The organism is Staphylococcus sp. FSL W8-0774 (genome assembly GCF_038006785.1).
Taxonomy (GTDB): domain Bacteria; phylum Bacillota; class Bacilli; order Staphylococcales; family Staphylococcaceae; genus Staphylococcus; species Staphylococcus pasteuri.
Genome location: NZ_JBBOVW010000001.1, coordinates 1,552,387 through 1,568,508 on the forward strand (window position 1 = coordinate 1,552,387; position 16,122 = coordinate 1,568,508).

A 16,122-nucleotide genomic window follows, 5' to 3' on the forward strand; every position below is an offset into this window, starting at 1 on the left:
TATCATAAGTTTCACTTGTAAACAAATCACAGCATAATCACTATGGTTGTTCATTAAAATGAAATAGTTATTCTATAAATTGATTACTAAAATTAACTCTTATTTTTAATTTACATATCGAAAATTGATAATTGTGCTTTATCAGGTAAGCCTGGTAATGAACCTAAATCATCTAAGTATTCAATTACCTTTTGTGATAGACCTGCTTTTTTATTTAAGTCTTCTTTTGATAAAAATGGTCCTTCTTCTCGCGCTTCAACAATTCTCTTAGCAACGTTTTCCCCTAGTCCTGGAACAGCAATAAATGGTGGAATTAAACTGTCATCTTCAATTATGAAATCGAATGCTTGACTTTTTTCAAGACTGATAGGCTGCATGCGGTAACCACGATGTGCCATTTCATTCATAATTTCAAGAACAGTTAACACGTCTTTTTCTTTTTTGCCTAAATCCATATATCTTGAGTACATATCTTTAACTGTATTTTTAATACTTTCTTTATCTTTAATCATTGTAATTAAATCAAAATCAGATGCTCTAACAGTAAAGTATGATGCATAATAATATAGTGGATGATGCACTTTGAAATACGCAATACGAACTGCCATTAATACATAGGCAGCTGCATGGGCTTTAGGGAACATGTATTTAATCTTACGACATGAATCTAAATACCAATCTGGGACATCATTTTCTTTCATAGCTTCAACCATTTCATCAGTCAAACCACGACCTTTACGCACAAACTCCATCGTTTTGAAGGCCATAGAAGGCTCTAACCCTGCATACATTAGATACACCATAATATCATCACGACAACCAATTACTGATGATAGATCACAAATGCCTGCACGGATTAATTCTTGTGCATTACCTAACCAAACGTCTGTACCATGAGATAATCCTGAAATTTGAACTAACTCAGAGAAAGTAGTTGGCTTAGTATCTTCGAGCATTTGTCTTACGAATCCAGTACCGAATTCAGGGACGCCAAACGTACCTGTTTTACATAAAATTTCTTCTTCAGTAACGCCTAAACTTTCAGGACTACTAAAAATTTTCATCGTCTCTTTATCATCAACAGGTATCGTATGAGGATCAATGCCAGATAAATCTTGTAACATACGTATCATTGTAGGATCATCGTGTCCAAGTATATCGAGTTTCAATACATTATCATGAATTGAATGGAAATCGAAGTGTGTTGTCATCCAAGCTGAACTCTGATCATCGGCTGGATATTGTATTGGTGTAAAATCATAAATATCCATATAATCTGGAACAACGATAATACCACCAGGGTGTTGACCTGTAGTTCTCTTAACGCCTGTACAACCTTTAACTAAACGGTCAACTTCTGCGCCACGTTTGTGAATACCTTGATCATTTAAATAACCTTTAACGAAACCGAATGCTGTTTTTTCAGCAACTGTACCGATAGTACCTGCACGGAAAACTTTATCTTCACCAAACAATACTTTTGTATAGTTATGTGCATTGGGTTGGTATTCACCACTAAAGTTCAAGTCAATATCGGGTACTTTATCCCCTTTAAATCCTAAGAATGTTTCGAACGGGATATCTTGTCCTTCTTTAATTAAATCATTACCACATTGTGAACATTTCTTATCAGGTAAATCAAATCCTGAACCAACAGAACCGTCATCAAAGAACTCACTCGTTTTACAGTGCGTACAAATGTAATGAGGTGGCAATGGATTAACCTCAGTAATCTCTGTCATCGTTGCCACAAAACTTGATCCAACTGATCCACGTGAACCAACCAAATAACCATCATTTAATGATTTTTTAACTAAACGTTGTGAAATTAGATAAATAACTGAGAAACCATTACCTATAATACTATCTAATTCTTTCTCTAAACGATCAATAACTATTTGAGGTAGGTCTTCGCCGTATAACTTTTTAGCATTACTATAACTTAATTCTCGAATTTCCTCATTAGCTCCATCCATTCTCGGTGTATATAGTTTGTCTTTAATCGGAACTACACGTTCAATTCGGTCGGCTAAAGCATTAGTATTAGTTACTACGAGTTCATATGCTTTCTCTTCGCCTAAAAAGTGTAGCTCATCTAACATTTCATCAGTTGTTCTAAAATGTGCTTCTGGTAATGTCGAACGATTTAACGGATTACCTGGTTGTGAAGCAATAAGTATTTTACGTGCAATAGCATCATGTTCATATAAATAATGTGCATTGCCTGTTGCGATAACTGGGATATTCGCACTTTTACCCGCTTCTATTAATCGATTATAGATTTCATGTAATGTTTCAGTATCTCTGATAAGTTCTCGATCGATTAAATCTTGATACAATGCGGGAGGTTGTACTTCTATAAAGTCATAATATTTAGCTATTTTTTCAACTTCAGATTGATCACGTTGCATTACTGCAGTGAATAACTCACCTTCATCGCATGCAGTTCCAACAAGTATACCTTCTCTATATTCATTTAATAACGATCTAGGGATTCTAGGTGTTCTGTAATAATAAGTAACTAGCGATTCACTTACTATTTTAAATAGATTTTTCAATCCTTGTTGATTTTGTACGATTAAAGTGACGTGTGAAGGTCTTGCCCTTTTATAAGCATCTTCATTAGTTAACTTTTTATTTATATCAATATGGTTGGTTACACCTAATTCTTTCATTTGTTGCACCATTTTAATAAAAATATAAGCAGTTGCTTCGGTATCATAAATGGCTCTGTGATGTTGTGTTAAATCCACGCCATATTTTTTGGCAAGGAAATTCAAACCGTGTTTTCCGTATTCTGTATTGATTGTACGAGATAATTCTAACGTATCAATAACTCCGTTAGTTGATGGTCCAAAGCCTAATCGTTCATAACCCGTGTCAATGAATCCCATATCGAAAGAAGCATTGTGAGCTACAAATATAGCGTCGCCAACCCATTCTTTAAATTCTGTAAGTACTTCTTCAATTTCTGGAGCATCGGTTAACATGTCATCAGTAATATGTGTCAAGTTAATGATTGTCTCGGATAGTTTTTCATGTGGGTTACTGAATCTCTCAAATTTATCAATGATTTCTCCGTCTTTTACTTTAACGGCAGCTAATTCAATAATCTTATCGTATTGGTTTGATAAACCTGTAGTCTCAACGTCGAATACTACATAAGTAGCATCTTTTAAATCTCGATCAGTAGGTTTATATGCAATTGGAACGCCATCGTCTACTAACATACCTTCCATACCGTATATCATCTTAATACCATTTTTCTCAGCTGCTGCATGGGCATCTGGAAATGCTTGAACAACATTATGGTCAGTAACAGCTATAGCTTTATGTCCCCATTGAGCCGCTTGGTCAACATATCCGCCAATATTAGGAATACCATCCATTTGACTCATTGATGTATGTAAATGGAATTCAACTCTTTTTTCTGCAGCTTTATCTTTTTTAGGAGATTTTTTAATTTCTTCTATGTCAGACATCATCATAACTAGGTCTCTGACAAATGTATCTTCTTCGATACGACCTTGTGCACGTACCCATTTACCTACACTTAATGCTTTGAAATGATCTAAATCATTTTTATTTTTACGTGTAAACATTTTTAACACTAATGAATCGGTATAATCTGTTACTTTTAATTCTACAATGTGGCGTCCACTTTTTAATTCTTTTAAGTTGATATCAAAAATAACACCTTCTACAGCTACTTTAAATTCTTCTTCAATAATAGACTCTATAGAACGTAGATTTTCAACTTGAATTGGTTTACCAATTTGACACTTATCTACATCACTTTCATTATTATCTTGTTGTTTAGCTTTTTCTGCTTTCATTTTTTCTAATTTTTCAGTAGCTTCTCGTGCACTTTGTTCATCTTCTTCTTGAATATGTGCTTCTAGTGACGCTAAGTCATCATCATGATTGGTATTATCTGTTTCAAACACAATTTTATCAATATCAAATCCGCAATTTTTAAATGCTGCTATTAAACTACCATTACATGCTTTATCAAAGTGATTACGCTCGATATCATTTGATACCATTACTTTTAAAATGTTACCTGACATAATCAAACGTTTTTGTTTTAACTGACCTTTAACTTTAGGTGACAATGCTGTTTGGTCAATACAATGCCCAAAATATTTGATAGCATGTTCATCTTGATTATCAGTATTTTTTACTGTGAAATAGCATTTTACAGTAGCTATTTCTTTAAACTCTTCTACTATTGCATGATTAAAGAGTAAGTAGTCTTCATGTGATAAAAAATGCGGCAATGTAATATGAAATTCCCATGTTCTGTTTTTACTTGAGACATCAATTCTTGTTAACTCGCCTTGCTCTATGATTTCTGAATCTAACTGATTAGAAATTTTAATTTGATCAGCAAGTACTTTAAATTTTTCCTGATTTGTCATTGCCAATACGAAAACCACCTTAAATATATAATTCTCTCGAAAATTCCCATGATTAATATGATATCAATGCTACAAATTATACTGATTTATGCTATGAAGTTCAAAGCAAATTTATATTATATTATACGCTTAAATGACTTATATTTCATTGATTACATTTTGAAATTTTAAAAGAAAATAAAGGAGTGGATAAGAACTCAATTTGAATTCGTTATCACACTCCTACTCAATGCTCGAATACTAAATAATGTAAATATTTCTTATACAATATTTATTAATCGTAATTTAGTTTAATGTTAAATATAAATCTTTAATGTAATCTTCTAATTGATCAATATGAATTTCTTCACTTTCTCCTGTTGAACGTTGTTTTACTTCAACAATTCCTTCTGAAGCAAGTTTACCCACAACAACTCGAATAGGTAATCCAATTAAATCTGAATCATTAAATTTAACGCCGGCACGCTCTTGTCTATCGTCATATAATACATCATATTGCTTCATTAATTGATTATACAATTGGTCTCCAAGTTCGCGTTGGTCATCTTTTTTAGGATTAATAGTGATTAAATGTAAATCAAATGGTGTTACTGATTTAGGCCAAATAATTCCATTATCATCATTATGTTGTTCAACGATTGCACTTAACGTTCTTGATACACCAATTCCGTAACATCCCATAATAAGTGGCTGAGCTTTTCCTTGATTATCTAAGAACGTTGCGTTCATTGCTTCAGAATATTTAGTACCAAGTTTGAATACTTGTCCTACTTCAATACCTTCAGCAAATTGTGCAGCAGAACCATCAGCTAATGTTTCTCCTTCGAGAATGAATCTAAAGTCTCCAAATTCATCTACTTTAAAATCACGGTCTAATTGTACATTATCGAAGTGATATCCATCTTCATTTGCACCCACAACTAAATCAGATAAATCTTTCACAAAATAATCTGCGTAAATTTTTATATCTTTATCGTGAACTGGACCTAGTGAACCAGGATTAGCTCCCAATAAATTGACAATTTCATCTTGCGTAGCCATTTCAATATTATCAGTACCAAAATAAGCTTTTAATTTTACGTCATTTAATTCATGATGCCCTCTAACCAAGACCATTATAAATTCGCCATCTACTTTGAAAATCATTGTTTTAACAATCTCATCTAACGGTCTGTTTAAAAAGTCTGCTAATTCTTGAGATGTTTTAACACCTGGTGTAGCTATTTTTTCCATAGCTTTACCGCTTGATTCTTTAGGATTGGCATGATATACGACTTCAGCTTTCTCAATATTCGCAGCATAGTCTGTCTCGTTACTATAAACAATAGTATCTTCACCAATTTCACTTAATGCCATAAATTCGTGAGTATGACTACCACCAATAGCACCAGAATCTGCTACAACTGGACGCGCATTGATACCTACACGTTTAAAGATGCGATCATATGCGTTATACATGTCTTGATATGTTTCATCTAATGAAGCTTCATCAGCATGGAAAGAATATGCATCTTTCATAATAAATTCTCTTCCACGTAGTAAGCCAAAACGAGGACGTTTTTCGTCTCTAAATTTAGATTGAATTTGGAATAATGTTATCGGTAATCGCTTATATGATTTTAATTCATCTCTTACAAGTGATGTTACGACTTCTTCATGTGTAGGTCCTAATGCAAATTCGCGTCCATTACGGTCTTTTAAACGCATTAATTCAGGACCATAGGCACCCCAACGACCTGATTCTTCCCATAATTCAGCTTGTTGTAGCGCTGGCATTAAAATTTCTACTGCATCAACGCTTTCCATTTCTTCACGAATAATCTTAGAAATGTTATTAAGTACACGAGTTGCTAGTGGTAGATAACTATAAATTCCACTCGTACTTTGTTTAATTAAACCTGCTTTTAATAGTAATCTATGACTTAAAGCTTCTGCTTCTGCAGGTACTTCTCTCATTGTTGGTATAAAAACTTTAGATTGTTTCATAGTAACTTTGCCTCCCTATTTATAAGAAATATCGTTGTATGTCATTCCAAGTAACTAAGATCATAATAATAATTACGAAAATAGCACCGACTGCAATAATAGTCGTTTCTGCTTTTTTGTTTATAGGTTTTCTAAATATTGCTTCGTAGAAAACAAATAAAATACGTCCGCCATCTAATGCAGGTATTGGTAATAAATTCATAATCCCTAAGTTAACACTTAATAGTGCTGTATAAGTAATTAAATTAATGATACCTGATTTCACCACTGAATCCACATTATGGTATATACCAACAGGACCATTTAACATATCAAATGAAAATCCGCCTGTGAAAATACTAGCTATCATTCCGACAACAGCTGTAAATATTAAAGTGCCTGCTTTGAAGAATTGTTCAACACCCATAACTAAAGGTTTAAATACGGTGTGTTCTTTCTCTGGTATAAAACCAATTTGATAAACGGTTTCAGATTTATTTTTAGTTTGTTTGATTTCTCTTTTCTTAGGTTCTAAATCAATTGATTTAGTCTTGCCATCTCGATCAACTTTAATAGTTGTTTTAGCAGATTTATTTTTATCTAAAACCTTTTTAATATCATTGTAGTCTTTAACCTTATGATTGCCGACTTGTACAATTTTATCTCCAGCTTTTAGACCTGCTTTTTCAGCTGGTAAACCTTTTGCCAAATCTCCTACTGTTGTTGTAGGTGTACCCTGATAATAAGCTAAACCAATAAATAACACGATTGCTAAAATAAAATTGAATAATGGTCCTGCAAATAATGTTAAAAATTTAGGTAAAGGTTTTTTATGTGTGAATTGACGATCTCTTGGGGCAATTTGAATTAAACTACCATTTTCAACAAAATATGCTTTCTTAGCAATATTAAAGTGATGACGTTCTTCATCATATGAAGTAATTCCTTCAATAAATAAATTATCTTTAAAATCACATTGTTTTACTTCAATTGCTTCAATTTGTTGAAATTTGTGTTGATCATCTAAGATGATATGTGTAATTTCATCTTGTTCATTTAATTTAATTTTAACGTTCATACCAGGTTCGACAGGTGGTTCTTCAAGTCCATCTCCTGCCATACGAACGTACCCACCTACAGGTAAAATTCGTATCGTATATAACGTTTCATCTTTTCTAAAACTAAATATTTTAGGGCCCATACCAATAGCAAATTCCGGGCACATAATGCCTGCTCTTTTAGCAAAGAACATATGTCCATATTCATGAACAGTGACTAGTACACCAAATACTATGATGAACGCTAATATTGTAATTAAATAGCTCACGCGCTACACCTCAATTTTTTAAGTAATATTTCAATTTATAACTTCCATTAATAATAAGACAATAATAAAAACATTATATTACGATTACCAAATTTAGCATACAAATTTGGATAAGCATTTCAAAATTTCTAATTTTTCCATAAAAGTTATGTATAAGTTATGAAAAGGAGTTAAGAAATGATAATACATTTCAATAACTCCCCCATTATAACATTATATTTATTTGAAAATGATTGATGATATTAAATTTGAATTAAAAGAATGTTTAATAATGGTAATACAAACATAAAGCTATCAAATCTATCTAATATACCACCATGACCTGGTAAAATTCTTCCTGAATCTTTAACACCAAAATGTCTTTTAAATCCTGATTCTACTAAATCACCTAATTGACCAAACATGCTTAAAATAATAGTTACAAGCAATAGTAACCATACATTTAAGTTGAAGTCTACAAAAAATTGCATGAGTAGAGGTACTAATAAACTACAGAAAATACCACCTATAAATCCTTCAATTGTTTTATTAGGACTAATAACCGGCCATAATTTGTGTTTTCCCATTAAACGTCCAAACAAATAAGCACCAGTGTCAGTTAACCAAACAATCAAGAATGCAAATAATATATAATGTAAACCTTCAGAACGTGTTTCATAAAAATACATAAAGCCTATTCCTACGTATGCAACACTCATTAAACAAAATGCCGCATCCATAAAACTAAATCTATTTTTAGATAAAACAGTATAACTTAACACTATAAAACTCATAGCAATTAAACTTTTCAATTGAATGACTTGTACCCAATTTCCAGCATCTTGTGGCAACATAATGATAATTAAACCAATAGCACTAATAATCCCTGGAATTGATACAAATTTAATCATATTCATATTTAAAAGTTCTTTTAATGCAATTAATGCTAATAAATTAGCAAAAAGCATTAGTACTAATCCACCCTTTAATAGGATGGGCAAGAATATTAATAGAGCAATAATTGCTGTCAATGTTCTTACTTTCATACTACTTTACTCCTCACTCAATCCTCCAAAACGTCTTTGGCGAGATTGGTAAATTTTTAAACAATTTTTCAATTCTTCACCATCAAAGTCTGGCCATAATTTTTCATTAAAAATGAATTCACTGTATGAAACTTGCCAAATTAAAAAGTTACTTATTCTTTGTTCGCCAGAAGTTCGAATTAATAATTCTGGATCAGGATAATTTTGGGTCATTAAATGCTGATCTATCATCGTTTCATTAATATCATTACTATTAAGTCCATTTTCTTGAAGTTCATCAAATATCATCTTCATACTTTGGACAATTTCAGCACGACCACCGTAATTAATTGCAAAAATCAATTTCAATCCTGTGTTATTTTTTGTCTTTTCTTTGGCATGATCAATAGCTTCGATTGTTGATTTCGGTAACCCTGTTTGAAAACCAATTGTTTCTACTTTAACATTCTTTTCAATTAATTCAGGTAAAAATGTTTTTAGAAAATTAACTGGTAAATTCATAATATAGTTTACTTCACTTTCAGGTCTAGACCAATTTTCAGTGGAGAAAGCGTATAAGGTAAGATATTTGATACCGATATCACTAGCTTCTCTTGTGACTTTCTTGATTGTTTGCATACCTTCATAATGTCCTTTTATGCGAGGCATTCTGCGTTTTTTAGCCCAACGCCCATTTCCATCCATAATAATAGCAACATGTTCAGGTATATTATGTAAATCTAAATCATTAAATTGATTATTTTCACTCTTGTTATTATTTCTAAGCTTTTTAAACATGGTCTTTCCTCCGAGCCTGATCATCTCTGTAATATAGTATAGGTTGTTTAAACAATCATCTACCATTTTATCATACTCATTTATAGCATTGAATAAGCAAATAAAAAAACTGTACCAAAGTCTTACTTGGTACAGTTTAGACTAGAATGAAAATAGCATCATTTTGTCTTTCAATTTCATCTCCAGATGTATTGTATCTGGCAAGATGAAACTATCGCATTAAAGTTTAATTACACTGACATAATGTCTTTTTCTTTATCATCTACTAATTGATCAATTTCTTTAATTGAATTATCAGTAGCTTTTTGAACATCGTCTGTTTGACTTCTTAAATCGTCTTCAGTAATGTCACCATTTTTTTCATCTTTTTTGATTTGGTCGTTTACGTCACGACGGATGTTTCTTATAGAAACTTTTGCGTCTTCACCGATTTTTTTAACTTCTTTAACTAATTCTTTACGACGTTCTTCAGTTAAAGCAGGTACAGAAATACGAATTACTTCACCGTCACTAGTTGGATTAACACCAAGGTTAGCAGCGTTTATAGCTTTTTCGATATCAGCAACAGATGATTTATCATATGGTGAAATAACAAGTAATCTTGCTTCAGGAACATTAATACTTGCTAATTGTTGCACTGGCGTTGGTGCACCATAGTAATCTACATTTACACCATTTAATAAATTAGAATTGGCTCTTCCTGCACTAATATTAGCTAATTCTTTAGATAAACTATCGATTGATTTTTGCATTCTTGATTTAGTATCTTTAATAATGTCACTCATTTTTTACACCTCGTATTATTTTGTAATTAATGTACCAATTTTATCGCCCATAACAGCACGTTTAATGTTGCCTTCTTCCATAATTGAGAACACATTTAATGGAATATTATTATCCATACAGAATGATGATGCTGTTGAGTCCATAACTTGTAATCCTTCTTGTAACATTTGAATATGTGTTAAATGTTCATATTTAACTGCATTTTTATCTACTTTAGGGTCAGCTGAATATACGCCATCAACATTATTTTTACCCATTAAAATGACATCAGCTTCGACTTCAGCTGCACGTAAAGCTGCTGTAGTATCCGTAGAGAAATAAGGATTTCCAATTCCAGCCGCAAAGATAACAACACGTTTCTTCTCTAAGTGACGAATAGCACGACGACGAATATATGGTTCTGCAACTTGTTTCATTTCGATTGAAGTTAATACTCGAGTATCGCAATCTAATTGTTCAAGGCTATCTTGTAAAGCTAAAGCGTTCATAACTGTAGCTAACATGCCCATATAGTCAGCAGTACCGCGATCCATACCTAAATCGCTTCCTGTTTTACCTCTCCAAATATTACCGCCACCAACGATGACAGCAATTTCACAATCCATTTTTGCTACTTCAGCAACTTGTTTAGCTACACTTTTAATGATCATTGGATTTATACCAAAACCTTTGTCACCTGCAAGTGCTTCACCACTAAGTTTTAAGACTACACGTTTATATTTTGAAGTTTGAGCCATTTTCTTATCCTCTCTATAGTAGAAATATGTAAAAGTATATAAGTAAAGAAGACACGGATGTCTTCTCTAAAGCAAAGTATCTACTTCACTTTGAGAAAACCTTTCAGGTGTCTTCTTTCTTGTTAACAATATGACTAATTATTTCATTTGTCCTTTAACTTCATCTGCGAAGTTTTCTTCACGTTTTTCCATACCTTCGCCTACTTCATAACGTACGAAGTCAACAAGTTTACCACCTTTAGATTTTAAGAAAGCTTCAACTGTTTCGTCTGGGTTTTTAACGAAGTTTTGGTCAACAGCACAAATTTCTTGTAAATATTTACGTAAACGACCTTCAACCATTTTTTCAACGATGTTTTCTGGTTTACCTTCGTTTAATGCTTGTTGTTTAAGTACTTCTTTTTCATGGCTAATTTCATCTTCGCTTACTTGATCAGATGAAACGTATTTAGGGTTGATTGCAGCGATATGCATAGCAACATCTTTAGCTGCTTCTTCGTCAGTAGTACCTTCAACAACTGTTAATACACCGATACGTCCACCCATGTGTAAATAAGCACCAAAAGCATCGTTATCAGTTTTAGTTCTAACTGAGAAACGACGGATACTTAATTTTTCTCCAATTGTAGAAATAGCTTCTTTCATTTTTTCGTCAACAGTTTTACCGTCTTCAAATTTAGTTTCCATTAATGCATCAACTGATTCTGCTTTTGTAGCAAGAACTTGGTTAGCAATTTCTTTAACTAAATTTTGGAAACCTTCGTTACGAGCAACGAAGTCTGTTTCTGAGTTGATTTCAACGATAGCTGCTTCGTTACCATTGATTTCAACATGTACAAGACCTTCTGCAGCGATACGATCAGCTTTTTTAGCTGCTTTAGCAATACCTTTTTCACGTAAGTAGTCGATCGCTTTATCCATATCACCATCAGTTTCAGTTAGCGCTTTTTTACAGTCCATCATACCAGCGCCAGTTTTTTCACGTAATTCTTTTACAAGTTTAGCTGAAATTGCCATTAATTATTCCTCCAGTATATATAATTCTATTATAGATATATCTAAATTCTACCATTATTGTTAGTAAAATTTCCAATACTCTATACTTTATTTTTATTTTTTAAAAAAAGGTGATAAGCATTAGTATCTTATCACCCATTTAAACTATAACTTAGTTTGATTCAACAGAAGTGTTTTCTTCAGTTGTTTCTGCTTTGTCAGATTCTTCTTTATCATCTAAATTGATGTTTTGTTCTGCAGCTACTTCTTCGTTTGATACACCTTGTTGACCTTCTAAAACAGCGTCTGCCATTTTACCAGTTAATAATTTAACGGCACGGATAGCATCGTCGTTTGCTGGGATTACATAATCAATTTCATCTGGGTCACAGTTAGTGTCAACAATACCCACGATTGGAATATTTAATTTACGTGCTTCAGCAATTGCGTTGCGCTCTTTACGAGGATCAACTACGAATAATGCTTGAGGCATAGTTTTCATATCACGAATACCGCCTAAGAATTTAATTAAACGGTCGTATTCTTTTTTAAGTTCAACAACTTCTTTTTTAGGTAATACTTCGAATAATCCGTCTTCTTCCATTTTTTCAATTTCAGAAATACGTTTGATTCGTTTTGAGATTGTTTTGTAGTTAGTTAAGATTCCACCTAACCATCTTTGGTTAACGTAGAATTGTCCAGCACGTTCTGCTTCAGCTTTAACTGATTCTTGTGCTTGTTTTTTAGTACCTACGAATAAGACTTTACCGCCATCTTCAGATACTTGTTTAATAAAGTTGTATGCTTCTTCAACTTTTTTCACTGTTTTTTGTAAGTCAATGATATAAATACCATTTCTTTCAGTGAAGATATATTTTTTCATTTTTGGGTTCCAACGACGTGTTTGGTGGCCGAAGTGAACACCAGCTTCTAACAATTGTTTCATTGATATAACTGCCATTATAAATTCCTCCTATTGGTTAATTACCTCCATAACAAACTCATATAAAGACAATAATTAAATATTGCACCCTCTATATTTACATTTATTATGTGCGTATTGGCTTCATAGCCGAAAATAAATATATCATAATTTGATGTTTAATGCAATGGCTTTCTACTGATTAGTTGAATGTAATTGAGCAACTTTTAATCTCTTAATTAATGTTAAAATCACAATCAAAAAACAACTGAGTAGATAACATAAAAAAGGTTCAGGTATAAAAGTACACTACCCAAACCTAAATTGATTTATTATTTATTTCGCTCTAATTCGTCTAAGAATTTTTCTTTTTTAACTTTTATAAATGTACCCTTCATACCTAGTGAACGTGACTCAATAACACCAGCACTTTCAAGTTTACGTAAAGCATTAACAATTACTGAACGAGTAATACCAACTCTATCAGCTACTTTAGATGCGATTAGTAATCCTTCGTTACCACCTAATTCATCAAAGATGTGTTCAATAGCTTCTTTTTCAGAATATGATAATGAATTAATCGCCATAGTAATTGAAGCTTTATCGCGTGCTTCTTTTTCTACTTCATTGTGTTTTTCACGTAAAATTTCCATTCCGATAACAGTAGCTGCATATTCACCTAAAACTAAATCGTTTTCGTTGAAATCGTCTTGTACTCTTCCTAAAACTAAGGTACCTAATCTTTCTCCTCCACCTAGTATAGGGAAAATAGTTGTTTTACTATTAATAAATACTTCTCTATTTTCTGGCGGGAATACAGTTAAAACATTATCAATATCAATATTTGATTGTGTTTCTTTTACGTCCATTAATTGATCAGTGTATTCTGCAGGGATGTGTCTATCTTCAAGCATGTGAATGATACGATCACTTTTAAGTAATTCGTTTAAACTTGATCCTAAAATTTTACCTCTTCTCGACACGATGAATACATTTGTAACTGTAACGCTACTAATTGTTTGGGCTACGTCCTTAAAATCTACTGCGATGCCTTTGTGTTTCTGTAATAAAGTGTTTAACTCTCTTGTTTTAGATAATAAGCTCATAATTTTTCTCCTTCTTTGTATATTTATAGAATAAATGCACTTAAATCTTTATTTGTTGAGATTGATTTTAATTTATCGTCTACATATTGCGGTGTAATATCAACTACAGCATTTGGCATGCTTGGTGCCTCAAATGATAAATCCTCTAACATTTTTTCTAATATTGTGTGTAATCTACGAGCACCAATATTATCTGTATCTTGGTTAACTTGATATGCGATTTCAGCTAATCGAGTAATAGCTTCGTCAGAGAAATTAACAGTTACTTCTTCTGTTTCAAGTAATGCTTCATATTGTTTAACTAGTGATAATTTAGGTTCTTTAAGAATTCTTACGAAGTCTTCGACTGATAGACTATCAAGTTCTACTCTAATTGGGAATCTACCTTGAAGTTCTGGAATTAAATCACTAGGCTTAGAAACATGGAATGCACCAGCACCAATAAATAGCATGTGTTCAGTATTTAAAGTACCATATTTAGTTTGAATCATGCTACCTTCAAGGATTGGTAAGATATCTCTTTGAACACCTTGTCTTGAAACATCTTGTCCGCTATTTTGGTTATTTGTTGCCACTTTATCAATTTCATCAATAAAGATAATTCCCATTTGTTCTGCCAATTCTAATGCTTCTTGGTTTGCAGTTTCTTGATCAATTAACTCATCAGCAAAATCATCTGCTAATATTTTACGTGCTGTTTTAACTGGTACTTCACGTTCAACTTTCTTCTTAGGCATAAGTTGATTCATCATATCTTGCATTTGTTGATTTTGATTCGTTCCTAACATGCCTAATGCACCAGGATCTTGTTCAACTTTAATACGTACTTTTTCTTCTTCTAACTTACCTTCTTGAAGTTGTTGCTTGATTTCAGAACGTTTTGTTTTAATCTCTTCTGTTGGTGGTTCTTCCTCTTCTTCATTGTTCTGATTAAAATTAGGAATAGCACCACCAAAAAGTGATTCTAACGGATTGTTTCCTTGAGAAGCTTTTTTCTTCATACTTGGAACTAACAATTTAACTAGTTTGTCATTGGCTTTTTGAGTTGCTTCATCTTTAACCAATTCTTTCTTTTCATCTTTGACTAAACGAACGGATACATCTACTAAGTCTCTTACCATGCTTTCTACGTCTCGTCCTACATAGCCAACTTCAGTAAATTTAGTTGCCTCTACTTTAATAAATGGCGCACCAACAATTTTAGCCATTCTACGAGCTATTTCAGTTTTACCAACACCAGTTGGTCCAATCATTAAAATATTTTTAGGTGCAATTTCTTGTTTAGATTCTTCATCTAATAAACTTCTTCTGTATCTATTTCGTAGGGCAATGGCCACTTTTCTTTTTGCGTCATCTTGCCCGACAATATATTCATTTAATCGAGATACAATATCTTTCGGTGTTAATTTAATACCATTTGTATCCATGAATGCTTTACCTCCATATATCATAAATTACTTGAAATTAGTGTTATTTAATTTATATACAAATCAATTTGCTCGAATGATTAAATATATTTATAATGTTTCAACTATAATATTATCATTTGTGAATACACAAATGTCAGATGCAACCTTCAAACTTTCATATGCCATTTCTTCAGCAGACATATGAGTTGCATGTCTCTTAAGTGCTCTACCTGCACTTAATGCGTAATTCCCACCTGAACCTATGGCGATTAAATCATCATCAGGTGCTATAACTTCTCCTGTACCACTTACAACTAAAATAGCATCTTTATCCATAACAATTAGCATTGCCTCAAGTTGACGTAGTTGTTTATCTCCTCGCCATTCTTGCGCAAGTTCAACAGCAGCTCTTTCAAGATTTCCGCTAAATTGTTGTAATTTAGTTTCGAATTTTTCAAAAAGTGTAAATGCATCAGCAACACTACCTGCAAAGCCTGCAAGCACTTTACCATCATATAAACGTCTCACTTTTCTAGCTGTTTGTTTCATAATGACTTGTTGGCCTAATGTGACCTGTCCATCTCCTGCCATTGCAGCACCGCCATTATGTCTAACAGCATATATCGTTGTTGCATGTAATGAATTATCCAT

Annotated in this window: 12 protein-coding genes; all 12 read right to left on the reverse strand. The window is 32.6% G+C overall.

What is annotated here, in order from left to right; all coding sequences use genetic code 11:
* Positions 1-110: 110 nt before the first annotated feature.
* Positions 111-4,421 (reverse strand): PolC-type DNA polymerase III, encoded by a 4,311-nt coding sequence (locus NSQ15_RS07555; protein ID WP_141738034.1) that lies wholly within the window; start codon positions 4,419-4,421, stop codon positions 111-113.
* Positions 4,422-4,706: 285 nt separating this feature from the next.
* Complete coding sequence (locus tag NSQ15_RS07560; protein ID WP_124760182.1) at positions 4,707-6,407, reverse strand: proline--tRNA ligase; 1,701 nt, start codon at positions 6,405-6,407, stop codon at positions 4,707-4,709.
* A 19-nt stretch (positions 6,408-6,426) separates the two neighbouring features.
* Positions 6,427-7,713, reverse strand: coding sequence for an RIP metalloprotease RseP (rseP, locus tag NSQ15_RS07565; RefSeq protein WP_017638373.1), 1,287 nt, complete (start codon positions 7,711-7,713; stop codon positions 6,427-6,429).
* A 242-nt stretch (positions 7,714-7,955) separates the two neighbouring features.
* On the reverse strand, positions 7,956-8,738 hold the full coding sequence (locus NSQ15_RS07570) for a phosphatidate cytidylyltransferase (RefSeq protein ID WP_017638374.1): 783 nt from the start codon (positions 8,736-8,738) through the stop codon (positions 7,956-7,958).
* A gap of 6 nt (positions 8,739-8,744) precedes the next feature.
* Positions 8,745-9,515: an isoprenyl transferase gene (locus NSQ15_RS07575; protein WP_046466612.1), complete on the reverse strand. Its 771-nt coding sequence runs from the start codon at positions 9,513-9,515 to the stop codon at positions 8,745-8,747.
* Positions 9,516-9,745: 230 nt separating this feature from the next.
* A complete protein-coding gene (gene frr, locus NSQ15_RS07580) occupies positions 9,746-10,300 on the reverse strand; it encodes a ribosome recycling factor (RefSeq protein ID WP_017638376.1) in 555 nt (184 codons plus the stop codon).
* 15 nt (positions 10,301-10,315) lie between these two features.
* Positions 10,316-11,038, reverse strand: a complete 723-nt coding sequence (pyrH, locus tag NSQ15_RS07585; protein WP_017638377.1) for a UMP kinase — start codon at positions 11,036-11,038, stop codon at positions 10,316-10,318.
* A 138-nt stretch (positions 11,039-11,176) separates the two neighbouring features.
* A complete protein-coding gene (gene tsf / locus NSQ15_RS07590; RefSeq protein ID WP_017638378.1) occupies positions 11,177-12,055 on the reverse strand; it encodes a translation elongation factor Ts in 879 nt (292 codons plus the stop codon).
* Positions 12,056-12,206: 151 nt separating this feature from the next.
* A complete protein-coding gene (gene rpsB / locus NSQ15_RS07595) occupies positions 12,207-12,995 on the reverse strand; it encodes a 30S ribosomal protein S2 (protein ID WP_029055444.1) in 789 nt (262 codons plus the stop codon).
* Between the two features lie 293 nt (positions 12,996-13,288).
* Positions 13,289-14,062 (reverse strand): GTP-sensing pleiotropic transcriptional regulator CodY, encoded by a 774-nt coding sequence (gene codY / locus NSQ15_RS07600; protein WP_017638380.1) that lies wholly within the window; start codon positions 14,060-14,062, stop codon positions 13,289-13,291.
* 23 nt (positions 14,063-14,085) lie between these two features.
* A complete protein-coding gene (gene hslU, locus NSQ15_RS07605; protein WP_217193862.1) occupies positions 14,086-15,489 on the reverse strand; it encodes an ATP-dependent protease ATPase subunit HslU in 1,404 nt (467 codons plus the stop codon).
* Between the two features lie 90 nt (positions 15,490-15,579).
* Positions 15,580-16,122 carry an ATP-dependent protease subunit HslV gene (gene hslV / locus NSQ15_RS07610; RefSeq protein ID WP_017638382.1) on the reverse strand — a complete coding sequence of 181 codons (543 nt, stop codon included), beginning with the start codon at positions 16,120-16,122 and terminating at the stop codon, positions 15,580-15,582.

Coding starts and splice junctions, on each gene's coding strand:
- NSQ15_RS07555 (WP_141738034.1), bottom strand. CDS start 4,421: ATGACAAATCAGGAAAAATTTAAAGTACTTGCTGATCAAATTAAAATT.
- NSQ15_RS07560 (WP_124760182.1), bottom strand. CDS start 6,407: ATGAAACAATCTAAAGTTTTTATACCAACAATGAGAGAAGTACCTGCA.
- NSQ15_RS07570 (WP_017638374.1), bottom strand. CDS start 8,738: ATGAAAGTAAGAACATTGACAGCAATTATTGCTCTATTAATATTCTTG.
- NSQ15_RS07575 (WP_046466612.1), bottom strand. CDS start 9,515: ATGTTTAAAAAGCTTAGAAATAATAACAAGAGTGAAAATAATCAATTT.
- frr (WP_017638376.1), bottom strand. CDS start 10,300: ATGAGTGACATTATTAAAGATACTAAATCAAGAATGCAAAAATCAATC.
- pyrH (WP_017638377.1), bottom strand. CDS start 11,038: ATGGCTCAAACTTCAAAATATAAACGTGTAGTCTTAAAACTTAGTGGT.
- tsf (WP_017638378.1), bottom strand. CDS start 12,055: ATGGCAATTTCAGCTAAACTTGTAAAAGAATTACGTGAAAAAACTGGC.
- rpsB (WP_029055444.1), bottom strand. CDS start 12,995: ATGGCAGTTATATCAATGAAACAATTGTTAGAAGCTGGTGTTCACTTC.
- codY (WP_017638380.1), bottom strand. CDS start 14,062: ATGAGCTTATTATCTAAAACAAGAGAGTTAAACACTTTATTACAGAAA.
- hslU (WP_217193862.1), bottom strand. CDS start 15,489: ATGGATACAAATGGTATTAAATTAACACCGAAAGATATTGTATCTCGA.
- hslV (WP_017638382.1), bottom strand. CDS start 16,122: ATGGATAATTCATTACATGCAACAACGATATATGCTGTTAGACATAAT.